Origin of the sequence: Neoaquamicrobium microcysteis (assembly GCF_008180155.1) — a bacterium.
Taxonomy (GTDB): domain Bacteria; phylum Pseudomonadota; class Alphaproteobacteria; order Rhizobiales; family Rhizobiaceae; genus Aerobium; species Aerobium microcysteis.
Genome location: NZ_VSZS01000062.1, coordinates 59,690 through 80,616, shown reverse-complemented (window position 1 = coordinate 80,616; position 20,927 = coordinate 59,690). Strand labels below are relative to the sequence as shown.

At 65.2% G+C, this 20,927-nt stretch carries 19 protein-coding genes; 2 read left to right on the top strand and 17 right to left on the bottom strand.

What is annotated here, in order from left to right:
* Window positions 1-7 precede the first annotated feature (7 nt).
* Window positions 8-2,038: a phenylacetic acid degradation bifunctional protein PaaZ gene (gene paaZ, locus FY036_RS10950; protein ID WP_148914769.1), complete on the top strand. Its 2,031-nt coding sequence runs from the start codon at window positions 8-10 to the stop codon at window positions 2,036-2,038.
* Between the two features lie 93 nt (window positions 2,039-2,131).
* On the opposite strand, the gene FY036_RS10945 is transcribed toward paaZ, so the two are convergent.
* The 8 genes from FY036_RS10945 to pobA all read right to left on the bottom strand — a co-directional run bounded on the left by FY036_RS10945 (window position 2,132) and on the right by pobA (window position 8,939).
* A complete protein-coding gene (locus tag FY036_RS10945; protein ID WP_148914768.1) occupies window positions 2,132-4,099 on the bottom strand; it encodes a methyl-accepting chemotaxis protein in 1,968 nt (655 codons plus the stop codon).
* Window positions 4,100-4,356: 257 nt separating this feature from the next.
* The gene (locus tag FY036_RS10940; protein ID WP_148914767.1) at window positions 4,357-5,421 is read right to left on the bottom strand and encodes a 3-carboxy-cis,cis-muconate cycloisomerase; all 1,065 of its coding nucleotides are present in this window, start codon (window positions 5,419-5,421) and stop codon (window positions 4,357-4,359) included.
* 10 nt (window positions 5,422-5,431) lie between these two features.
* Complete coding sequence (gene pcaG, locus FY036_RS10935) at window positions 5,432-6,046, bottom strand: protocatechuate 3,4-dioxygenase subunit alpha (RefSeq protein WP_148914766.1); 615 nt, start codon at window positions 6,044-6,046, stop codon at window positions 5,432-5,434.
* 9 nt (window positions 6,047-6,055) lie between these two features.
* Window positions 6,056-6,328, bottom strand: a complete 273-nt coding sequence (locus FY036_RS10930) for a type II toxin-antitoxin system RelE family toxin (RefSeq protein WP_201744742.1) — start codon at window positions 6,326-6,328, stop codon at window positions 6,056-6,058.
* Window positions 6,306-6,533 carry a type II toxin-antitoxin system RelB family antitoxin gene (relB, locus tag FY036_RS10925; RefSeq protein ID WP_148914765.1) on the bottom strand — a complete coding sequence of 76 codons (228 nt, stop codon included), beginning with the start codon at window positions 6,531-6,533 and terminating at the stop codon, window positions 6,306-6,308. Before relB ends, FY036_RS10930 begins: the two co-directional genes overlap by 23 nt.
* 69 nt (window positions 6,534-6,602) lie before the next feature.
* Window positions 6,603-7,358 (bottom strand): protocatechuate 3,4-dioxygenase subunit beta, encoded by a 756-nt coding sequence (pcaH, locus tag FY036_RS10920; RefSeq protein ID WP_148914764.1) that lies wholly within the window; start codon window positions 7,356-7,358, stop codon window positions 6,603-6,605.
* Window positions 7,355-7,750, bottom strand: a complete 396-nt coding sequence (gene pcaC / locus FY036_RS10915) for a 4-carboxymuconolactone decarboxylase (RefSeq protein ID WP_148914763.1) — start codon at window positions 7,748-7,750, stop codon at window positions 7,355-7,357. Before pcaC ends, pcaH begins: the two co-directional genes overlap by 4 nt.
* 19 nt (window positions 7,751-7,769) lie before the next feature.
* The gene (gene pobA / locus FY036_RS10910; protein WP_148914762.1) at window positions 7,770-8,939 is read right to left on the bottom strand and encodes a 4-hydroxybenzoate 3-monooxygenase; all 1,170 of its coding nucleotides are present in this window, start codon (window positions 8,937-8,939) and stop codon (window positions 7,770-7,772) included.
* A 121-nt stretch (window positions 8,940-9,060) separates the two neighbouring features.
* Between pobA and FY036_RS10905 the strand changes: the two genes are divergently transcribed.
* Window positions 9,061-9,945: a helix-turn-helix domain-containing protein gene (locus tag FY036_RS10905; RefSeq protein ID WP_148914761.1), complete on the top strand. Its 885-nt coding sequence runs from the start codon at window positions 9,061-9,063 to the stop codon at window positions 9,943-9,945.
* On the opposite strand, the gene FY036_RS10900 is transcribed toward FY036_RS10905, so the two are convergent.
* The 9 genes from FY036_RS10900 to FY036_RS10860 form a co-directional block, all read right to left on the bottom strand.
* Entirely contained in the window at window positions 9,942-11,225 is a 1,284-nt protein-coding gene (locus tag FY036_RS10900; RefSeq protein WP_148914760.1) for a cystathionine gamma-synthase family protein, read from the bottom strand. The two genes, FY036_RS10905 and FY036_RS10900, sit on opposite strands and share 4 nt — an antisense overlap.
* 84 nt (window positions 11,226-11,309) lie before the next feature.
* Complete coding sequence (locus FY036_RS10895; RefSeq protein ID WP_148914759.1) at window positions 11,310-12,332, bottom strand: LLM class flavin-dependent oxidoreductase; 1,023 nt, start codon at window positions 12,330-12,332, stop codon at window positions 11,310-11,312.
* Window positions 12,333-12,568: 236 nt separating this feature from the next.
* Complete coding sequence (locus FY036_RS10890) at window positions 12,569-13,534, bottom strand: ABC transporter substrate-binding protein (protein WP_148914758.1); 966 nt, start codon at window positions 13,532-13,534, stop codon at window positions 12,569-12,571.
* A 23-nt stretch (window positions 13,535-13,557) separates the two neighbouring features.
* Window positions 13,558-14,676: an ABC transporter permease gene (locus FY036_RS10885; RefSeq protein ID WP_148914757.1), complete on the bottom strand. Its 1,119-nt coding sequence runs from the start codon at window positions 14,674-14,676 to the stop codon at window positions 13,558-13,560.
* Window positions 14,673-15,554, bottom strand: a complete 882-nt coding sequence (locus FY036_RS10880) for an ABC transporter permease (protein WP_148914756.1) — start codon at window positions 15,552-15,554, stop codon at window positions 14,673-14,675. The genes FY036_RS10885 and FY036_RS10880 overlap by 4 nt, the downstream gene beginning before the upstream one ends.
* Window positions 15,555-15,566: 12 nt before the next feature.
* Window positions 15,567-16,343: an ABC transporter ATP-binding protein gene (locus FY036_RS10875; RefSeq protein ID WP_148914755.1), complete on the bottom strand. Its 777-nt coding sequence runs from the start codon at window positions 16,341-16,343 to the stop codon at window positions 15,567-15,569.
* Window positions 16,344-16,525: 182 nt separating this feature from the next.
* Complete coding sequence (gene hydA / locus FY036_RS10870) at window positions 16,526-17,977, bottom strand: dihydropyrimidinase (RefSeq protein ID WP_148914754.1); 1,452 nt, start codon at window positions 17,975-17,977, stop codon at window positions 16,526-16,528.
* A 72-nt stretch (window positions 17,978-18,049) separates the two neighbouring features.
* Window positions 18,050-19,300: a Zn-dependent hydrolase gene (locus FY036_RS10865; RefSeq protein ID WP_148914959.1), complete on the bottom strand. Its 1,251-nt coding sequence runs from the start codon at window positions 19,298-19,300 to the stop codon at window positions 18,050-18,052.
* A 76-nt stretch (window positions 19,301-19,376) separates the two neighbouring features.
* Window positions 19,377-20,705 carry an aspartate aminotransferase family protein gene (locus tag FY036_RS10860; protein ID WP_148914753.1) on the bottom strand — a complete coding sequence of 443 codons (1,329 nt, stop codon included), beginning with the start codon at window positions 20,703-20,705 and terminating at the stop codon, window positions 19,377-19,379.
* Window positions 20,706-20,927: the final 222 nt, after the last annotated feature.

The following is a 20,927-nucleotide window of genomic DNA, read 5'->3' as shown; positions in this document are numbered from 1 at the left end:
ACCTCAAATGACCGTCATTTCCCTCAACAGCTATGCCACCGGCCGCTGGATCGCCCCGTCCGGCAAGATCGCGACGCTTGCCAGCGCCGTCACCGGCGATGCCGTCGCCGAAATCGGCTCCGGCGGCCTCGACTTCGCCGCCATGGCAAACCACGCCCGCACCGTCGGCGGCCCTGCCCTGCGCGCCATGACATTCCACCAGCGCGCCGCCATGCTGAAGGGCGTCGCGCAATATCTCAACGAGCGCCGCGACCCGCTTTACGAGCTCTCATACGAGACCGGCGCAACCAAATCCGACTCGATGATCGACATCGACGGCGGCATCGGCACCATGTTCGTCTACGCCTCCAAGGGGCGGCGCGAACTCCCCGACGACACGATCTACATAGACGGCTCGTTCGAGCAGCTTTCACGCGGCGGCAACTTCCTCGGCCAGCACGTCGCCACCTCGCTGCATGGCGTGGCCGTTCACATCAACGCGTTCAACTTCCCCGTCTGGGGCATGCTGGAAAAGCTGGCGCCCACGCTGCTCGCTGGCGTTCCCGCCATCGTCAAGCCCGCCTCGGCCACCGCATGGCTGGCCGAAGCCGCCTTCCGCATGATGGTCGAATCCGGCCTGCTTCCGGATGGCGCGGTGCAGTTCGTGGCCGGGTCCACCGGCGATCTGCTCGACCGCCTCGGCTCGCAGGACGTGGTGTCGTTCACCGGCTCGGCCGCGACCGCCATGATGCTGCGCGCCAAGCCGAACCTGCTTGAAAACTCCGTCCGCTTCATCGCCGAGCAGGATTCGCTCAACGCGTCCATCCTCGGCCCGGACGCAGCCCCCGGTACGCCGGAATTCGACGCGTTCATCAAAGAAGTCCATCGCGAGATGACGGCAAAGGCCGGACAGAAATGCACCGCCATCCGCCGCATCATCGTGCCTGACGCGCACCGGCAGTCTGTCATCGAGGCGCTGTCGGATAGCCTTGGCAAGACCACCATCGGCAACCCGCGTGACGAGACCACCCGCATGGGCGCGCTGGCCAGCATCGCCCAGCGCGACGACGTGCGCGAGAAGGCCGCCATCATCGCCCGCGAGGCGAAGCTGGTCTTCGGCAACCCCGACACGGTCGATGCGGCAAGCGCCGACACCGAGCGCGGCGCGTTCGTCTCGCCGCTGCTGTTTTCCTGCGACGACCCGGACGGCGCACAGAACGTCCACGCCGTCGAGGCCTTCGGCCCGGTCTCCACCGTCATGGGCTATCGCGATGTCGATCACGCGGCCGCTCTCGCCAATCGCGGCGGCGGCTCGCTGGTCGCGTCCGTCTTCACCCACGATCCGGCCGTCGCGCGGCAGATGGTCGAAGCGTCGGGCGCGTTCCACGGCAGGCTCTATTTCGCCAACCGCGACACCGGCAAGGAGGCGACCGGCCACGGCTCGCCCCTGCCCCACATGGTCCATGGCGGCCCCGGCCGCGCCGGCGGCGGCGAGGAAATGGGCGGCATTCGCGGCGTCATGCACTACATGCAGCGCACCGCGATACAGGCCAGCCCCGACCTGATGACCGCCATCACCAAAGGCTGGGTCGCGGGCTCGCAGACTGCCGAAAAGGAGCAGCACCCGTTCCGCATGCGCTTCGGGGAGCTGGAGATCGGCCATACGCTGTGGACCGATAGCCGAGAGGTCACGCTCGAAGACATCGAGCATTTCGCCGATTTCACCGGCGACACCTTCTACGCCCACATGGACGAGGAAGCGGCAAAGGCCAACCCGTTCTTCCCCGGCCGCGTGGCGCACGGCTATCTCATTCTGTCATTCGCCGCAGGGCTCTTTGTCGATCCCGCCCCCGGCCCGGTTCTGGCCAATTACGGCCTCGACAATCTGCGCTTCATGAAGCCGGTCTCGCCCGGCGACACCCTCAAGGTCCGCCTCACCGCAAAGCACAAGACCCGCCGCAACGACGAGTATGGCGAGGTCCGCTGGGACGTCGCCGTGGTCAACCAAGACGACGAGCACGTCGCCGCCTACGAACTGCTGACGATGAACGCGATGTAGATTTATCCGGCATTCTCAGGGCTTCACCCGTCCAGAAAAAAGGGCGGCCGCATCTCGCGGCCGCCCCTTTTCCTTCACCCCTGAAGACTGTGGCTACTCGGCAGCCACCACGCCCCCGAACGCACCCGCCACGCGGCGGCCCAGCGCATGTGCCGGAGATGGGACCGAGGCGCTGTAGCCGTCGGCCTCGCGCACGCCCGTCCCGCCCTCGACCTTGAACCGCGAGATGAGCTTGGTCAGGTTGGACGACTCGGCCGACAGGCGATGCGTCGCCGCCGTCGTCTCCTCCACCATCGCCGCGTTGCGCTGGGTCACCTGATCCATCTGGTTCATCGCGGTGTTGATCTCGGAGAGACCGGTGGACTGCTCGCCTGCCGCGCTCGCGATGGAATGGACATGCTCGTTGATGTGGACGACATGGTTCTGGATCGTGTCCAGCGCCTCGCCCGTCGCCGTCACGAGGCGGACTCCGGTGGAGACCTCCTCGCCCGACTTGGTGATGAGGTCTTTGATGTCCTTGGCGGCGGTGGCCGAACGCTGCGCCAGCTCGCGCACTTCCTGCGCCACCACGGCAAAGCCCCTGCCCGCCTCGCCGGCACGCGCGGCCTCCACGCCGGCGTTGAGCGCCAGCAGGTTGGTCTGGAACGCGATCTCGTCGATCAGGCTGATGATCTGCCCGATCTCGCCCGATGCCTGCTCGATGCGGCTCATCGCGCTCACCGCCTCGGCCACCACCTTGGTGGACTGCTCGGTCGAGCGGCGTGCCTCGTCGACCATGCGGCTCGCCTCCTGCGCACGCTCGGTCGACTCGCGCACCGTCGCGGTGATCTCGTCCAGCGCAGCCGACGTTTCCTCCAGCGAAGCTGCCTGCTGCTCGGTGCGGCGCGAGAGGTCGTCGGCAGCCGACCGCAACTCGACCGTGTTCGAGCCGATCGTGTCGGAAGTGATGCGCACCTCGCGCAGCGCCGTCCGCAGTGTCGACATGGTGGTGTTCACGTTCTGCTGCAGTTCCGCGAAAGCGCCCTGGAAGGATCCCTCCATCGCTTGCGTCAGGTCTCCCTCGGCAAGGCTGGCGACCACGCGGCGCACCTCTGCGATGCCCGAATCGACGCTTGTGACCAGCTCGTTCACACTGGCGGCAAAACGGTTGAGGTCGGCATCGTCGTAGTCCTTGGTGATGCGGCGCTCGAAATTGCCCCGCACCGCGCTCGACACCACTTCCGCGATGCTGGTCTGGAGGTCGGCGCTCTTGGCCTGCAAGGCAGCCTCCTGCGCATTCAGCTCGCGCACCTTGATGCCGTTCTGCTTGAACACCTCCACCGCCGCAGCCATTTCGCCGATCTCGTCCTTGCGGCCGGCAAACGGCACGTCGGCGTCGAGATGCCCGTCGGCCAGCGTTTTCATGGTTTCCGTCAGGCGGCGGATCGGGCGGCTGAGCTGCGCGGTGCCGATATAGGCGGCCACGCCGGCGCCGGCCATCAGCCCGAATACGACCACGGCCCCGATCAGCAGCGCCATGCGCGACTGGAACGTCTCGATGTCGGCCTTGATGTCGGCCAGCCGCTGCTGGTCGCGCTCCACCACCGCGTCGATCTCGCCCTGGTAGGCGCGGCGGTTGGCACGGTTTTCCTGGTTGTTGCCCTGGGCGTTTGCGCTGGCGGGGTCGACCTCGCGGCCAAGCCGCGCGGTCTCGGTGCGGAAACCGCGAAACTCTGCGGCGCGCGCAACCACCGCGTCGAACGCGGCAAGCCCCTCGGCATCGACCATCGGCCGCCATTCGGCCAGCAGCTCGTCGATCTGGTCGAGGAAGCGCATGATGCCTTCGGCAAACGGCGTCGCTTCCTCGGTTGTGGGCGATGCATAGATGCCCCGCGATTCCATGACCACGGCGGTCACGTAGCGGTTCAGCCGCTCGCCCTTGTGCGCGCGCTCGGCGGCATTCTCGAGCGCGTCCAGCCGCTGGTTGTATTGTGTGATCGTGTAACCGGCCATGCCGCCGATCGCTACTGCGACGAGGCCCATCAGGCCCACGATCGCATAAATCTTGCTACCAATCTTCATGGCAGAAACCCCCAAAGTTTCAAGAAAAAGCGGCCCCGTTCGCCTCCGCCCGGCGCAACCGGAAAGAGAAGACGAACACCGCATCTGCCAGCCATGAGAGAAAACTTGATTGCGATGGAAGCAAAGAGAGGCCCGTCCACCGCGCAATAGCTAGTCTTTTAGTTAATTGAGAATTAAGCCCGGACCGAAAACGTCGATACGGATGCAAAGTCGGCTGATGACGCTGCGTCATCGCCAGTCTTGAAAGGTGATTTTGGTCAACCGGAGGTGCGAGCGAAGGACAGCGAAGCAATCAGTGCTTGCGCATTATTCAAGGATGCGCCGGTCGCAACCGTCATCTGCGGCAGGAGCAGCCATTCCAGCGTCCACGCCGCGCCCGATCGCTCGTTTTCGTGCACGAGCGACTGGTGCATGCCTGCCACCAGCGTCGCGTTGAACCGCGCAAGCGCCACGAGCGTCTCCGCTCCCACCGGGTTCACCTTGTGCGGCATCGCGGAAGACCCGCCGCCCGACGCAAGCTTCACCTCGCCCACTGCGGACTGCGCCATCAGCGCAATGTCCTGCCCCATCTTGCCCAGCGATCCGGTCACCATCGAAAGCCACGAAGCCAGGGCCACCACCCCGTCGCGCTCGTTGTGGCGGGGCCGCGCAAGCGCCCGCAGGCCAAGCGCGCCGGCCAGCCTTTGCGTCACCGCGCCCGACTTGTCGCCAAGCTTTTCCAGCGTGCCGGCCGCGCCGCCGAAATGCAGCACGAGCACGTCGCCCTTCACGGCTTCCAGCCGTTCGCGGTGACGCTCCAGCGGCTCGCGCCAGCTTGCGATCTTGCGCGCTGCCGACACCGGTATGGCGGCCTGCATGCGCGTGTGTCCCATCGTCTGAATGTCGCCGTCGCGGGCCTCGATCTGCGAAAGCGCCTCGATCAGCGCTCCCAGCCGGGCATCCAGCACCCCGACCACGCTTTTCAGCCGCAGCGCCAGACTGGTGTCGATGACATCCTGGCTCGTCGCGCCGAAATGGACATGCGCCGAATGCGGTTCGCCCACCGCGGCGCGCAACTGCCTGACCAGCGCCGGAATGACCACGCCGTCGCGCGTCACACCTTCGCGCAAGCCCGCGACATCCGGCCCGAAGGTCGCAAGCTTCGCCGCGATCAGTTCGGCTGCTTCGGCCGGTATCACGCCCTCGTCCGCCTCGGCCCGCGCCAGCGCCATCTCGAAGGCAAGCATTGCCTCGATGTCGGCCTTGGTGGAAAAGCTGGCGGCAATCTCCTCGTCGCCGAGCAGCCCGGAGAGAAACGGATGGTCGAAGGGCGTTACGGTCACGGCGATCCGCTCAGATGTCGAAGAAAACGGTTTCCTTCTCCCCCTGGAGATGGATGTCGAAACGGTAGCCGCCATCGACCTTGTCGGCAATCAGCGTCGGCACCCGCACGCGATGCTCGATGCGCGCGAGCACCGGGTCTTCCGCGTTCGCCGCTTCCTCGTCGCCGAAATACATGCGCGTCTGCAAGCCGATATTGATGCCGCGCGCTACGATCCAGAACGTGACGTGCGGCGCCATCATCCGCCCGTCCTTGAAAGGCACGCGCCCCGGCTTGATCGTCTCGAAGCGGAACTCGCCGCTCGTCATATCGGTCGGGCAGCGCCCCCAGCCGGAAAAGTTCGGGTCGGCCGAGCCTCGTGTTTCCGAAGGCGAATTGTAGAGCCCGTCGGCGTCCGCCTGCCAGATTTCCACCAGCGCGTCCTTCAGCGGCGTTCCGGTTCCGTCGAAGATGTGACCGGTGATGACGATGCGCTCGCCCTTGGCCTTCTCGCCCGCCATCTGCGTGCCCAGATCTTCGGGATAGACCCCGCCGATCTCCGCGAAATTCGGCGTCAGGCCGATATGGACATACGGGCCCGCGGTCTGCGAGGCGCTTTCCTTCAGGCGGTTCAACGACTGTACCAACTTGCTCTCCTAACGATAGACTTTCGAGCGGTGATCGACATCGATCACTACAACGACAACTCGTTGATCGTGTATCTCGCAGATCACGCGATAATCACCCACCCGATAGCTCCAGAATTCGTTCTTGTTTCCCTGAAGGGCCTTGCCGATCGCACGCGGATCGGCGGAGCCCGCGACCCGTTCGAGGAGAAAACGCGCTACACGCTTGGCGACGACCCGATCCAGCCTCGAAAGCTGTTTCTCGGCCGCGGCCGAGATCTCAATCGTCCAGGCCGAGTTCACGCATCACCTGCTCGAGCGGCTTGGTCGTTTCCTCACCGCGTCGAATACGCTCCGAAACCTCGACAGCGAGATAGTAGTCCTCCAGATCGTCCAGACCTTCTTCGATGAGGTGTCTGAGATAGTAAGCTTTGGTACGGCCTGTCTTCTTGGCCAGCGCGTCCAGCCGGGCCTCGATCTCCGGCTCCAGTCTCACTGATGTAGGCATGGCAGGTGCTCCAGCATCCGATTTGAATACATGTATTCATTGTATTCAGAAATCGCCATGCCGGCAACCTCAGTTCCCCTCCATGCGGTTCTCGAACAGCGTCGAGCGCCGCCCCCTCAGCACGATGTCGAACTTGTAGGCCCGGCTGTCCATCGGCTTCGTCGCCCCCATGTCCAGCACCGCCGTCAGGTCCGAGATCGCGACCGGATCGTTGATCGTCTTGACGATCGGGCACAACGGAATGAGCGGGTCGCCCTCGAAATACATCTGCGTGATGAGCCGCTGCGCAAAGCCGTGGCCGAAGACCGAGAAATGGATATGCGCCGGGCGCCAGTCGTTCGGGCCGTTCGGCCACGGGTATGGCCCGGGCTGGATCGTGCGGAAGGCGTATCCGCCGTCCTCGTCGGTGATCGTGCGTCCGCAGCCGCCGAAATTCGGGTCCAGCGGCGCGATGTAGCCTTCCTTCTTGTGGCGGTAGCGTCCGCCCGCATTGGCCTGCCAGAACTCCAGCAGCGCGCCCGGCACGCCCTTCCCACGCTCGTCCAGCACCCGGCCGTACACGATGATGCGCGGGCCGATGGCGCTTTCGCCCGGCTTGGCGAAATTGTGGATCAGATCGTGGTCCAGTTCGCCCAGAATGTTGTGGCCGAACACCGGGCCCGTAATCTCCGAGATCGTGTTGTCGAGCGACAGCAGCGCCTTTTGCGGCGAGCGCAACACCGAGGTCTTGTACCAGGGCGTGTATCCCTGCGGGTGCCACTCGCGGTCGCGCTGGAAGAACGCGCCGGTCTCCGGCTTGCGGTTGGAGAGCCTGTTCTCGCTCATTTCCCTGCCTCTTTGTCCATCTCGGCCAGCACCTGCTTGACCACTTTTATCGCATGGTTGGCGCGCGGCACGCCGGCATAGATCGCCACGTGCAGCATCACTTCCATGATGTCGTCGCGGGTCGCGCCCGTGTTGGCCGTCGCGCGCGTGTGCAGCGCCAGTTCCTCGTAATTGCCAAGCCCCGCCAGAAGCGCCAGCGTCATCATCGAGCGCTCCCGTTTCGTGATCGTGTCCCGCGACCAGACATGCCCCCAGGCCGCTTCCGTAATCAGCGCCTGGAAAGCCCCGTCGAACTCGGTCTTTGCCGCCTCGGCGCGGTTCACATGGGCGTCGCCCAGCACCGCCCGGCGAGTTGCCATGCCCTGTTCGTGCCGCTTCGACGTATCGTTCATCGACTGCTCCCGCATTGTCTCAGTAAGGCAGGCCTACATAGTTCTCAGCCAGCGAGGTGGAAGCGGCGACCGAGCCTGCCAGATAGTCCAGCTCCGCCTCCTGTATACGCTGCCCGAACGCGCCCTGCTCCGGAAAGCAGTGCATCGTGTTGGTCATCCACCACGAGAACCGCTCGGCCTTCCACACCCGCCTCAGCGCGCGCTGCGAATAGACATCGATCCCGGCGTCGGATTTCTCGGCATAATGCTCCCGCACCCCGTCGAAAAGATAGCGCACGTCGCTAGCGGCCAGATTGAGCCCCTTGGCGCCCGTCGGCGGCACGATATGCGCGGCGTCTCCGACAAGAAACAGCCGCCCGAAGCGCATCGGCTCCGCCACGAAGGACCGCAGCGGCGCGATGCTCTTTTCGATCGACGGGCCGGTCGTCATCTTCTCCGCCGTCTCGGTCGGCAGCCTGCGGCGTATCTCGTCCCAGAAGCGCTCGTCCGGCCACTCCTCCACCTTCTCGTCCAGCGCGCACTGTACATAGTAGCGGCTGCGCGTGTTCGACCGCATCGAGCAGAGCGCGAAGCCGCGCGGATGGTTGGAATAGATCAGCTCGTGGCTCACCGGCGGCACGTCGGCGACGATGCCTAGCCAGCCGAATGGATACACCCGCTCGAAGGTCTCCAGCCCCCGGCCCTCCACCGCCTTGCGCGAGGGACCGTGGTAGCCGTCGCAACCCGCGATGAAGTCGCAGTACAGCCTGTGCTCGATGCCGTCCTGCTCGTAGGTGACGTAAGGCTGCGCGCCGTCGAAGTCTCGCGGCTGCACATTCGCGGCTTCGTAGACGGTCACGCCCCCCGTCTGCGCCCTGCGGTCCATCAGGTCGCGGGTCACCTCGGTCTGGCCGTAGACGATCACATGCTTCCCGGTGAGGCCGAAAAGGTCGATGCGATGGTGGCGGGCGGAAAACGTCAGGTCGAAGCCGTCATGCGGCAGCCCTTCGCGCCGCATGCGCGCGCCGGCCCCCGCTTCGTCCAGCATGCCCGCCATGCCTTCTTCCAGCACGCCGGCGCGGATGCGGCCCAGCACATAGTCCTGAGTCGCGCGTTCGAGGATCACGTTGTCGATGCCCGCATCGGTCAGAAGCTGCCCGAGCAACAGGCCGGAAGGGCCGGAGCCGATGATGGCCACCTGCGTGCGCATGCCGGCTATCCTCCCGAGTTGGCTTCGCGTGCTCTTGTATACTGCCCAGCCAGCGTTCGGCTCTCAATGGACAATCGCGGCAAACGCTTGCACTATCCGCGCATCGTTTTTCGAGCCGGCCATGACGACCTCTATCCCCTCCTACCGTCTTTATCGTGAAGAATCAGGCGAATCCGGCGATTTCTGGATTCACAGCGAGACGATCCCCGAGCGCACGCACCTGCACAATTGGGAGATCGCACAGCACCGTCACGATTCCTTCTTCCAGATATTCCTGCTCACCGCCGGTGAGGGAGAGATCGTGGGCGAGCAGCAGGTTCGCCGTTTCGTCGCGCCCTGCGCCCTGTTCATCCCGCCCGGCGCTGTGCACGGCTTCCGCTTTTCGCGGCAGATCGACGGTCTGGTCGTCACTGCGCTGGGCGACAGGCTGGCCTCCATCGCTGCCGCCGAACGCCGCATCGCCGGTTTCGTGGCGCAGACCCGCATCGTCGCGCTCCATGGTGAGGAGATCGATGCATCCTTCGCCATCGACAGCGTCACCCGTCTTCACGAAGAGCTGCTCGGCCGTGCGCCGGGGCGCATGCTGCTGCTTGAGCCGCTGATGACCGCCGCCGTCGTGGCGCTGGCGCGGGCCGACCGTGGCGTCGAAGCTGCAAGCGAGACCGCTGACGATGGCGGCCGTATCGAGGCGCTGCTGACCATGATCGCTGCCCATTTCCGCGAGCACCCGCCCGTCGCCTTCTACGCCGCGCAGCTTGGCCTCTCGCCAGCCCACCTCAACCGCGTCACGCGCGCCGCCACCGGCTTCTCGGTGCAGGGCCTTGCGGCGCGCCACGTCGTCGAGGCCGCGCGTCGCGATCTCGTCTTCACGCCCACGCCCATTCAGGCAATCGCCTATTCGCTGGGATTCGCCGACCCCGCCTACTTCAACCGTTTCTTCCGCCGCCATGCCGGCGTCACGCCCGGCGCCTTCCGCGAGCGCGAAAGGCGCCGGCTCGCAGTCTAGCTCGCGGCCAGCGCCTGCGCGAGATCGGCGATCAAATCGTCGGGATGCTCCACGCCGATGGAAAGCCGGATCGTCGTGTCCAGAATGCCGATCCGGTTGCGCACCTCCACGGGCACGCCCGAATGCGTCATGGCGGCCGGGTGGCTTGCCAGCGATTCCGTACCGCCCAAGCTCACGGCCAGCTTGATGATTTGCAGCGCGTTGAGAAACCGGAACGCCGCCGCCTCCCCGCCCTCGATGTCGAACGAGAAGGTCGAGCCCGCGCCGGTGCACTGCGCGGCGAAAACCTTGCCCGCCGGCGTTCCCTCGTCGATGAACGGCAGATAGTGCACCCTGGTCACACGCGCGTGGTCCGACAGGAACGCCGCCACCCGCGCCGCATTGGCGTTGGCCTTTTCCATGCGCAGCGCCAGCGTCTCCAGCGAGCGGCCCAGCATCCAGCATGAATGCGGGTCGAGCTGCGTGCCGATGGCCCCACGCAGCGCCTTCACCGGCTTCGTCACCGCCTTCGAGCCCAGCGCCGCACCTGCGATGAGATCGGAATGTCCGCCGACATATTTGGTCAGCGAATAGACGGAGATGTCCGCCCCATGCTCGATCGGCCGCTGAAACACCGGCCCCAGCAGCGTGTTGTCGCACACCACGACCGGGCGCATGCCCTGTCGCTCTTCCAGTTCGGTCGCTATACGCGCCATCAGCGCGATGTCGACCAGCGTGTTGGTGGGGTTGGATGGCGTTTCGATCAGGATCACCGAAACGCGCCCCCTGCTCGCCGCTTCGTCGGCCGCCACCTGGACCATCGCCTCGTCCACGCCGTCGGCAAACGCCACCGCATCGATGCCGAACCCCTTCAGGGTCTTCGCCAGCAGCGTTTCCGTCCCGCCATACAGCGGTTGCGAATGCAGCACCACGTCGCCCGGCCGCGCATAGGCCAGCAGCGTGGTGGCGATGGCCGACATGCCCGACGAAAACAGGATGCACGCCTCCGTGCCCTCGTACACGGCCAGCCGGTCTTCGACGATCTCGCTGTTGGGATGGTTGAAGCGCGAATAAACCAGCCCCGCGCCGGACCCTTCCGGCGGCTCCTTGCGGCCGGCAGTATAGTCGAAGAAGTCGCGCCCCTCCTCCGCCGAATGAAACACGAATGTCGAGGTCAGGAACACCGGCGGCTTCACCGCCCCTTCCGACAGCTCGGGGTCGAAGCCGTAGCTCAGCATCAGCGTCTCGGGATGAAGCCGATGATTTCCGATATGGGTCTTCGAGGGACGTGGAGCGGTCATGGGAGCCTCCTTCTTCCGGCCGGTCGCGGGCATTCTAGCCCAGTCCGGATGGAAGTTCTGCCGGAGGCTCCCGCCGAAAAGATGTCAGCGCCAGCCGAGGCCCGGCGCGACATGCTTCACGATCGATTCGATCACATGCGCGTTGTAGTCGACGCCGAGCTGGTTCGGCACGGTCAGCAGCAGCGTGTCTGCCTCCGCGATCGCCTCGTCGCCGCGCAGCTGCTCGATCAGGACATCGGGTTCTGCAGCATAGGTACGGCCGAACACGGCACGCTTCTCCGGCTCGATGTAGCCGAAATGATCAGTGCTTTCGCCGCCGCGGCCGAAATAGGCGCGGTCCATGTCGTTCACCAGCGCGAAGATCGAACGGCTGACGGAGACACGCGGCTCCCGCGTGTGACCCGCTTCCTTCCACGCCTCGCGATAGGCGCGGATTTGCTTGGCCTGCTGCACGTGCAGCGGCTCGCCGGTCTCGTCGAACTTCAGCGTCGAGCTTTGCAGGTTCATACCCAGCTTCGCCGCCCAGATCGCCGTGGCGTCGGTAGCCGCTCCCCACCAGATGCGGTCGCGCAGCCCTTCCGAGAACGGCTCCAGCCGCAAGAGGCCGGGCGGGTTCGGAAACATCGGGCTGGGGTTGGGCTGGGCGAACCCCTTGCCCTTCAGCAGCTCGAAGAACACTTCCGCATTGCCGCGCGCCATGTCGGCGTCGCTCTGGCCCTCCTGCGGCACGAGGCCGAAATAGCGCCAGCCGTCGATCACCTGCTCGGGCGAGCCCCGGCTGATGCCGAGCTGCAGCCGCCCGCCGGCGATCAGGTCGGCGGCACCGGCATCCTCGGCCATGTAGAGCGGGTTCTCGTAGCGCATGTCGATCACGGCGGTGCCCAGCTCGATCCGGCTGGTCTTGGCGCCCGCCGCGGCCAGCAGCGGAAACGGCGACGCGAGCTGCCGCGCGAAATGGTGCACGCGGAAATACGCGCCGTCCGCGCCCACCTCCTCTGCCGCGACCGCAAGGTCGATCGACTGCAGCAGTGCATCCGCCGCCGAGCGCGTGCCGGATTGCGGAGATGGCGACCAGTGGCCGAACGAGAGAAATCCGATCTTCTTCATAAAAATACCGCCAGAGGCTGGAGAGGAGTTACCACACAGGTAGGCGGTGCAACGCCTTCACTCAATACGTGTGGCCACGACCGCGCGCTACGCTGTGTCTGCGTGACGGCGACAATGCCTCCTCCGACGTCAGGGCTGCCGCAGAACGGCAGGCGCGCGGTACAGACGACGGCTAGAAGCCACCAACGAAAAAGGGGCGGTCGCCCGCCCCTTCCCCGTTCGCAACCCCGAAACGCTTACAGCGCGTCGGTGATGTCGGTCGTGTAGGCGCCTTCCGGCTCCTTCTCGATGATCTTCTGGTCCAGCAGCGCCTTGGCGGTGCGCTCGTACGCCTCGGGGATCAGCTTGGCGTCCGGCTGGTCGATCAGCTTGGCCACCTCGCCCATCATGCGCACCTGGTGCGCCTCGTCCTGGCCGCCATTGTCCATGACGATCCCGGCTGCTTCCTCGGGGTTGGCGATGGCGTATTCCCAGCCCTTCATCGAGGCCCGCACGAACCGCACCATCTTGTCCTTGAACGCCTCGTCTTCCAGCTTGTCGCCCATCACGTAGAGGCCGTCTTCCAGCAGGTCGACGCCCATTTCCGTATAGTTGAAGACGATCAGGTCTTCCGGCTTGTAGCCGGCGTCGATCAGCTGCCAGTACTCGTTGTAGGTCATCACCGAGATGCAGTCGGCCTGCTTCTGGATCAGCGGCTGCACGTCGAAAGACTGCTTCAGCACCGTCACGCCGTCGGCGCCGCCTTCGGTCGGGATGCCCAGGCTGTTCATCCAGGCGTAGAACGGATACTCGTTGCCGAAGAACCAGACGCCCAGCGTGTGGCCCTTGAAGTCGTCGGTGGTTTTCACCGGCCCGTCGGTCGGGCAGACGAGCTGCATGCCGGCCTTCTTGTAGGGCTGCGCGATGTTGACGAGCGGCACGCCCTTGTCGCGCGCGGCCAGCGCCGCCGCCATCCAGGTCACAACCACGTCCGCGCCGCCGCCGGCGATCACCTGCTCGGGCGCGATGTCCGGGCCGCCCGGCTTGATCGTGACGTCGAGGTCTTCTTCCTCGTAAAAGCCCTTGTCCTTGGCCACGAAATAGCCGGCGAACTGCGACTGGGCCACCCATTTGAGCTGCAGCGTCACCGCGTCGGCGGCCCACGCCTGCGCGGCAGCCAGCGACATCGCGCCGGCCAGCATCGATACGATGTATTTCTTCATTTTGTTACCCTCTGGATTTGCGCCTACCCACCACGGATAGACGGATGCCAAAACGTGACGGCTCGCTCGAGGAGAGCAATCACGCCATAAAAGACGGAACCCGCGAGCGCCGCAACCGCGATTTCCGCCCACACCATGTCGACATTCATGCGTCCCACTTCCGTCGAAATGCGGAAGCCCATGCCCACGACAGGCGTCCCGAAGAACTCGGCCACGATGGCTCCGATCAGCGCCAGCGTCGAGTTGATCTTGAGTGCGTTGAAGATGAAAGGCATCGCGGCCGGCAGCCGCAGCTTGAACAGCGTCTGCCAGTATCCCGAGGCATAGGTGCGCATCAGGTCGCGCTCCATATGGCCCGATGCCGCCAGCCCCGCCCCTGTGTTCACCAGCATCGGGAAGAAGGTCATGATGACCACGACGGCGGCCTTCGACTGCCAGTCGAACCCGAACCACATCACCATGATGGGCGCGACGCCGATGATCGGCAGCGCCGATACCATGTTGCCGACCGGCAAAAGCCCGCGCCGCATGAAGACGAAACGGTCAGCCGCGATGGCCGCCAGAAAGCCCGCCCCGCAGCCCATCACATAGCCCACCAGCACCGCCTTGAAGATGGTCTGGTTCACGTCGGCAGCCAGGATCGGCAGCGAGTTGCCGATCCGCGCGGCGATGGCCGATGGCGGCGGCAGGAGCACGAAGGGTATGCCCGCCCCGCGCACGATCGCTTCCCACAGCACCAGTATCCACACGCCGAACAGGAACGGAATGACCAGCCTCAACGCCACCTCGCCCGTCCGGCTGGCGGCGCGGATCGACGACAGCACGCTGACGAGCCGCCACGCCAGCAGCCAGCAGGATACCAGAAGCAGGTAGAACGCCCCGCGCGCCGCGCCATTGACGCTGCCCAGATCGCCCAGCAGCAGGTAGACCCCGGCATGCGCGCCCACCAGCAGCGCGGCTGCCCGCACCATCGTGCCCGCCGGCGCTGCATCCACCGCGATGGCCAGCGCCACCAGCAGCAGGATCGCGGCCGTCACCGAAGGTCCGCCTGCCGACGGCTCGGCAATCGGCAGCATCAGCAGCGCCGCCAGCGCCAGAAGTGCGGCCAGCCCGCCCTGCCATGAAACGCGCAGCCCGCTCATGCCGGTCGCGCTCCCATCGCGCGTTCGACGATGCGCCCGGTCAGGCCAACCGCCGTCACAAGCAGCACCGCCACCACCGATCCGGCCACGAGCGCCGCGAACATGTCGATGGTCTGGCTGTAGTAGGAGCCCGAAAGCAGCTTGGAGCCGATGCCTGCCACCGCCCCGGTGGGCAGTTCGCCGACGATGGCGCCCACCAGGCTCGCCGCGACCGCGACCTTCATCGACGCGAACAGGAACGGCACCGAGGCCGGCAGCCGCAGCTTCCAGAACGTCTCTGCCTTGCTGGCATTGTAGGTCCGCATCAGGTCGAGGTGGATCGCGTCCGGCGAGCGCAGGCCCTTCACCATGCCGACGGCCACGGGGAAGAACGACAGGTAGGTCGAGATCAGCGCCTTGGGCAGCAACCCGGTGATCCCCACCGCCGCGAGCACCACGATAATCATTGGCGCCAGCGCGAGGATGGGGATCGTCTGCGAGGTGATGATCCAAGGCATCAGGCTCCGGTCGAGCGTCGTCACATGCACGATGCCCACCGCGATCACGATGCCCAGCAGGGTCCCCATCGCGAAGCCTGCCAGCGTCGATGAAAGCGTCACCCACGAATGGTAGACGAGGCTGCGCGCCGAGGTGACGGAGCGCAGGAACGTGTTTTCGTAGAAATTCACCGCCACCTGATGCGGCGCGGGCAGCGTGGGCTTCGGCTGCGTCATGGTCTTCACGACGAACTCGGAAAACGTCGGCGTTTCCCCCGCCCTGCGGTCCAGATCGCGCTGGAACGGCGCGTTCAGCATGTACGCCCCGACATACCAGGCCGCCACGATGGCTAGCAGAATGGCCGTCACCGGCAGAATCTTGTCGCGAAAACGGTCCGTCATGTGGCCGTCGCCTCAATCATCATAGCTGTGCCCTGCCCTCAGGCCGTCGCGGACACGGGCCGCGATCGCCAGGAATTCGGGGCTCTCGCGAATGTCGAGCGGGCGCTCTTTCGGCAGGGTGGACTCGATCACGTCCGTCACGCGGCCGGGGCGCGGCGACATCACGACGATCTTGGTCGACAGGTACACCGCCTCGGGGATCGAGTGCGTGACGAAGCAGATTGTCTTGTTGGTGCGGTCCCACAGTTGCAGAAGCTGCTCGTTGAGGTGGTCGCGCACGATCTCGTCCAGCGCGCCGAACGGCTCGTCCATCAAGAGCAGATCGGCATCGAACGCCAGCGCGCGGGCGATCGACGCGCGTTGCTGCATCCCGCCCGAAAGCTGCCACGGAAACTTCTTCTCGAAGCCCTTGAGATTGACCAGGTCGAGCGTGCGGGCGATGCGCTGGGCGATTTCCACCTTCGGATAGCCCATGATCTCCAGCGGCAGCGCGACGTTGCGCTCGATGGTACGCCACGGAAACAGCCCGGCCGCCTGGAACACGTACCCATAGCCCCGCGCCTCCCGCGCCTCGCGCGGCGACAGCCCGTTCACGGTGATGGTCCCGTCCGTCGGCTGCTCGAGGTCTGCGATCACGCGCAGGAAGGTCGTCTTGCCGCAACCCGACGGCCCGATGAACGAAACGAACTCGCCCTTCTCGATGGTCAGGTTGACGTTTGAAAGCGCATGAACCGGCCCGTCATTGGTATTGAAAGTGAGACCGAGGCCTTGGGCTTGGACGACGCTCATACAGATTTCTGTTCCGCTTCAACTACGATTGACTTTCCTACCGCCTTTTCAACGATCAATCGCAGAGCCTCAATCCCTCCTGCTTCATGCTCGATTGCAGCCCTCAGTTTCTGGTCATGACCCGGCAAGAAGCGTCCACCCTTGGTGGGCAGATTATATCCACAGATACAATGCATCGCCCCTCAAACCCCCGTCGCCGGAATGCCCGTGCGCTCTATCTTGCGGGGCGCGACGACCTCTTTCCACGTCGAAAGCGCCTTGTTGACCGCCATGTGCGGCTCGCGAGCGACGAATTCGCCATGGCCGGGTCTCGCCTCGACCTTGCCGTCGTTCACAGCCACCTCGCCCCGCGTGAAGACGTAGCGCGGCAGGCCCTTCACCTCGATGCCCTCGAACACGTTGTAGTCGATCACCGATTGCTGCGCCTTTGCCGAGATCGTCTTGGTCTTCTCCGGGTCCCAGACGATGATGTCGGCGTCCGCCCCTTCGAGGATCGCGCCCTTCTTGGGATACATGTTGAGGATCTTGGCGATGTTGGTCGAGGTCACGGCGACGAACTCGTTCGGCGTCAGCCGGCCGGTGTTCACCCCGAAGGTCCACAGCACCGGCAGCCGGTCCTCCAGCCCGCCCGTGCCGTTGGGTATCTTGGTGAAGTCGCCGACGCCGAAGCGCTTCTGCTCGCTGGTGAAGGCGCAATGATCCGTCGCCACCACCTGCAACGAGCCGGCCGAAAGCCCGGCCCACAGCGAATCCTGATGCTGCTTGTTGCGGAAGGGCGGGCTCATCACGCGGCGCGCCGAATGGTCCCAGTCCTTGTTGAAATACTCGGTCTCGTCGAGCACGAGGTGCTGGATCAGCGGCTCGCCGAACACGCGCATGCCCTTCTGCCGCGCGCGGCGGATCGCCTCGTGGCTCTGCTCGCAGGATGTGTGCACGACATAGAGCGGCACGCCCGCCATGTCGGCGATCATGATGGCGCGGTTGGTAGCCTCGCCCTCCACTTCCGGCGGGCGCGAATAGGCGTGGCCTTCCGGCCCGTTATTGCCCTCGGCCAGCAGCTTCTGCGAAAGCTGCGCCACCACGTCGCCGTTTTCGGCATGAACCAGCGGCAGCGCGCCCAGTTCGGCGCATCGCTGGAACGACGAGAACATTTCGTCGTCGTCCACCATCAGCGCGCCCTTGTAGGCCATGAAGTGCTTGAAGGTCGGAATGCCGCGCTTCACCACCTCCGGCATCTCGTTGAAGACCTGCTCGCCCCACCAGGTGATCGCCATGTGGAACGAGTAGTCGCAGCACGCCCTGCCCGACTTGTTGTCCCACATCTGGATCGCTTCCAGCAGCGACTGCCCCGGCGAAGGCAGGCAGAAATCGACCACCATGGTCGTGCCGCCCGAAAGGGCCGCCCGCGTGCCGCTCTCGAAATCGTCGGCCGAATAGGTGCCCATGAAGGGCATTTCGAGATGCGTATGCGGGTCGATCCCGCCGGGCATCACATAGCAGCCGGTCGCATCGTATTCGTGGTCGCCGTGAATGTCGTTGCCGATGGCGACGATCTTGCCGTCCTTCACCAGCACGTCGGCCTTGTAGGTCCGGTCGGCGGTGACGATGGTTCCGTTCCTGATGACTTTTGTCATTCTTTCGTTCCCCTGATTGTCGGAGCCGGCTTCTGTCGAGCGGCTTCAACGTTCGCGTTCAAGTGATTCAGATTACTCCACGATCTCCGCCGTCTCCACCACCGCGTGGAACAGAACGTCCGCGCCGGCGCCCGCCCATTCCTTGCTGATCTCCTCGGCCTCGTTGTGGCTCAGCCCGTCCACACAGGGGCAGAAGATCATAGACGTCGGCGCGAGCCGGCTGATCCAGCAGGCGTCGTGGCCCGCGCCCGACACGATGTTGCGATGCGTGTAGCCAAGGCGCTCGGCGGCGTCGCGCACCGCCTTCACGCAGGTCTCGTCGAACGTCACCGGCTCGAAATGGCCGACAGCTTCGACCTCGAAGCCGATATCCATCGCCTCGCAGATGGTGGCAATGCCTTCCTCGATGCGCGCGCGCATCTCGGCCAGCACCTGCGCGTCCGGCGTGCGGATGTCGATGGTGAAGACCACCTTGCCGGGGATCACGTTGCGCGAGTTCGGATAGACCTCGACATGGCCCACCGCGCCCACCGCGTCGGGCTGGTAGTCCATCGCCACCTCGTGCACCAGCTCGGTCACGCGCGCCATGCCCAAGCCCGCATTGCGCCGCTTGGGCATCGGGGTCGAGCCCGTATGCGCGTCCTTGCCGGTCAGCGTCACCTGCAGCCACCACAGGCCCTGCCCGTGGGTGACGACGCCGATGTCGATGCCTTCGTCCTCGAGGATCGGCCCCTGCTCGATATGCAGCTCGAAGAAAGCCTTCATCGGCCGCCCGCCGACCTCTTCCTCGCCCTTCCAGCCGATGCGCTCCAGTTCGTCGCCGAAGCGCAGGCCCTTGGCATCCTTGCGGTCGTAGGCCCATTCGAGGTCGTGCTCGCCGGCAAACACGCCCGACGCCAGCATGGCGGGGGCGAAGCGCGTACCTTCCTCGTTCGTCCAGTTGGTCACGACGATCGGGTGCTTCGTCCTGATGTCGAGGTCGTTGAGCGTGCGGATGACTTCCAGCCCGCCCAGCACGCCGAGCACGCCGTCATACTTGCCGCCGGTCGGCTGGGTGTCGAGGTGCGAGCCGACATAGACGGGCGGCAGCGACGGGTCTGTGCCCTCGCGGCGCGCGAACATGGTGCCCATCTTGTCGACGCCCACGGCCATGCCCGCGTCCTCGCACCACTTCTTGAACAGGTGCCTGCCCTCGCCGTCGGCGTCGGTCAGCGTCTGGCGGTTGTTGCCGCCCGCCACCCCCGGCCCGATCTTCGCCATCTCCATGAGGCTGTCCCACAGGCGGTCGGGGTTGATGCGCAGGTTCTCGCCGGGTGCGGCCATAGGCAGGCTTCCTCTCATTCAATGTCATCCGAAAGGCCGGCGGTTCCCGACGCCGGCCCTGCGGTCGAAGGCGACCTCAGTCGATCGCCTTCAGCACGTCTCTTATGCAGTCGACCAGCTCGTCGATCTGGCCTTTTTCGATAATCAGCGGCGGCGACAGCGCGATGATGTCGCCGGTGGTGCGGATCAGGCAACCCTTCTCGAACGCCTTCACGAAGGCAGAGAAGGCACGCTTGGTCGGCTGCCCGTCGATGGGCTTCAGCTCGATCGCGCCGACGAGGCCGATGTTGCGGATATCGATGACGTTCGGCGCATCCTTCAGCGAATGCAGCGCCTCTTCCCAGTACGGCGCCAACTCCGCGCCGCGAGTCAGCAGGCCCTCTTCCTTGTAGGTGTCCAGCGTCGCGATGGCGGCTGCCGACGCGATCGGATTGCCCGAATAGGTGTAGCCGTGGAAGAACTCGATCATGTGTTCCGGGCCGGCCATGAACGCGTCGTGGATTTCCTTCTTCACGAACACCGCGCCCATCGGGATCACGCCGTTGGAAACACCCTTGGCGGTGGTGATGATGTCGGGGATCACGCTGAAATAGTCGGCGGCGAACGGCGTGCCCAGACGCCCGAAACCGGTGATGACCTCGTCGAAGATCAGCAGGATGCCGTGCTTGGTGCAGATGTCGCGCAGGCGCTGGAGATAGCCCTTCGGCGGGATGAGCACGCCCGTCGACCCCGCCACCGGCTCCACGATCACGGCCGCGATGGTCGAGGCGTCGTGCAGGGTCACGATGCGCTCCAGCTCGTCCGCCAGGTCGCCGCCATGCTCCGGCTCGCCCTTGGTGAACGCGTTCTTGCCCGGCAGATGCGTATGCGGCATGTGGTCCACGCCGGTCAGCAGCGTGCCGAACATCTTGCGGTTGGTGACGATGCCGCCCACCGAGATGCCGCCGAAATTGACGCCGTGATAGCCGCGCTCGCGGCCGATCAGGCGGGTGCGGCTGCCCTCGCCCTTCACGCGCTGGTAGGCCAGCGCGATCTTCAGCGCCGTATCGACCGATTCCGAACCCGAATTGGTGAAGAACACATGGTCCATGCCTTCCGGCGCCACGTCCACCAGCCGGTTCGCCAGCTCGAACGCCAGCGGATGCCCCATCTGGAACGCCGGCGCATAGTCCAGCTCGGCCGCCTGCCGCTGTATCGCCTCGGTGATCTTGGGCCGGCAGTGTCCCGCATTCACGCACCACAGGCCTGCCGTTCCGTCCAGCACCTTGCGGCCGTCGGCGGTCGTGTAGTGCATGTCCTTGGCGGCCACCAGCATGCGCGGCTGCTGCTTGAACTGACGGTTCGCCGTAAACGGCATCCAGAATGCGCTGAGATCGTTCGGCGCGACGTTGAGCCTGTTGGACATGACCAAGCTTCCCCTTTGTGTTCCCATTCGTTTCGGCCAACGCTTGGTTCTTCGGGCGCAGATGTGCTACGCAAATTTTTGACCGATTGGACAAACGTTAGCACCGCCACAGGGGCGGTCAAGGGATTACTAACGCAATTGCCTGCGTCGCTTCGCGCTCCACAGGCAAGGCGAAAACTGGTCCAGACGATTGGTCCAGAGCGTGGCGCGCGGCGGCGCATC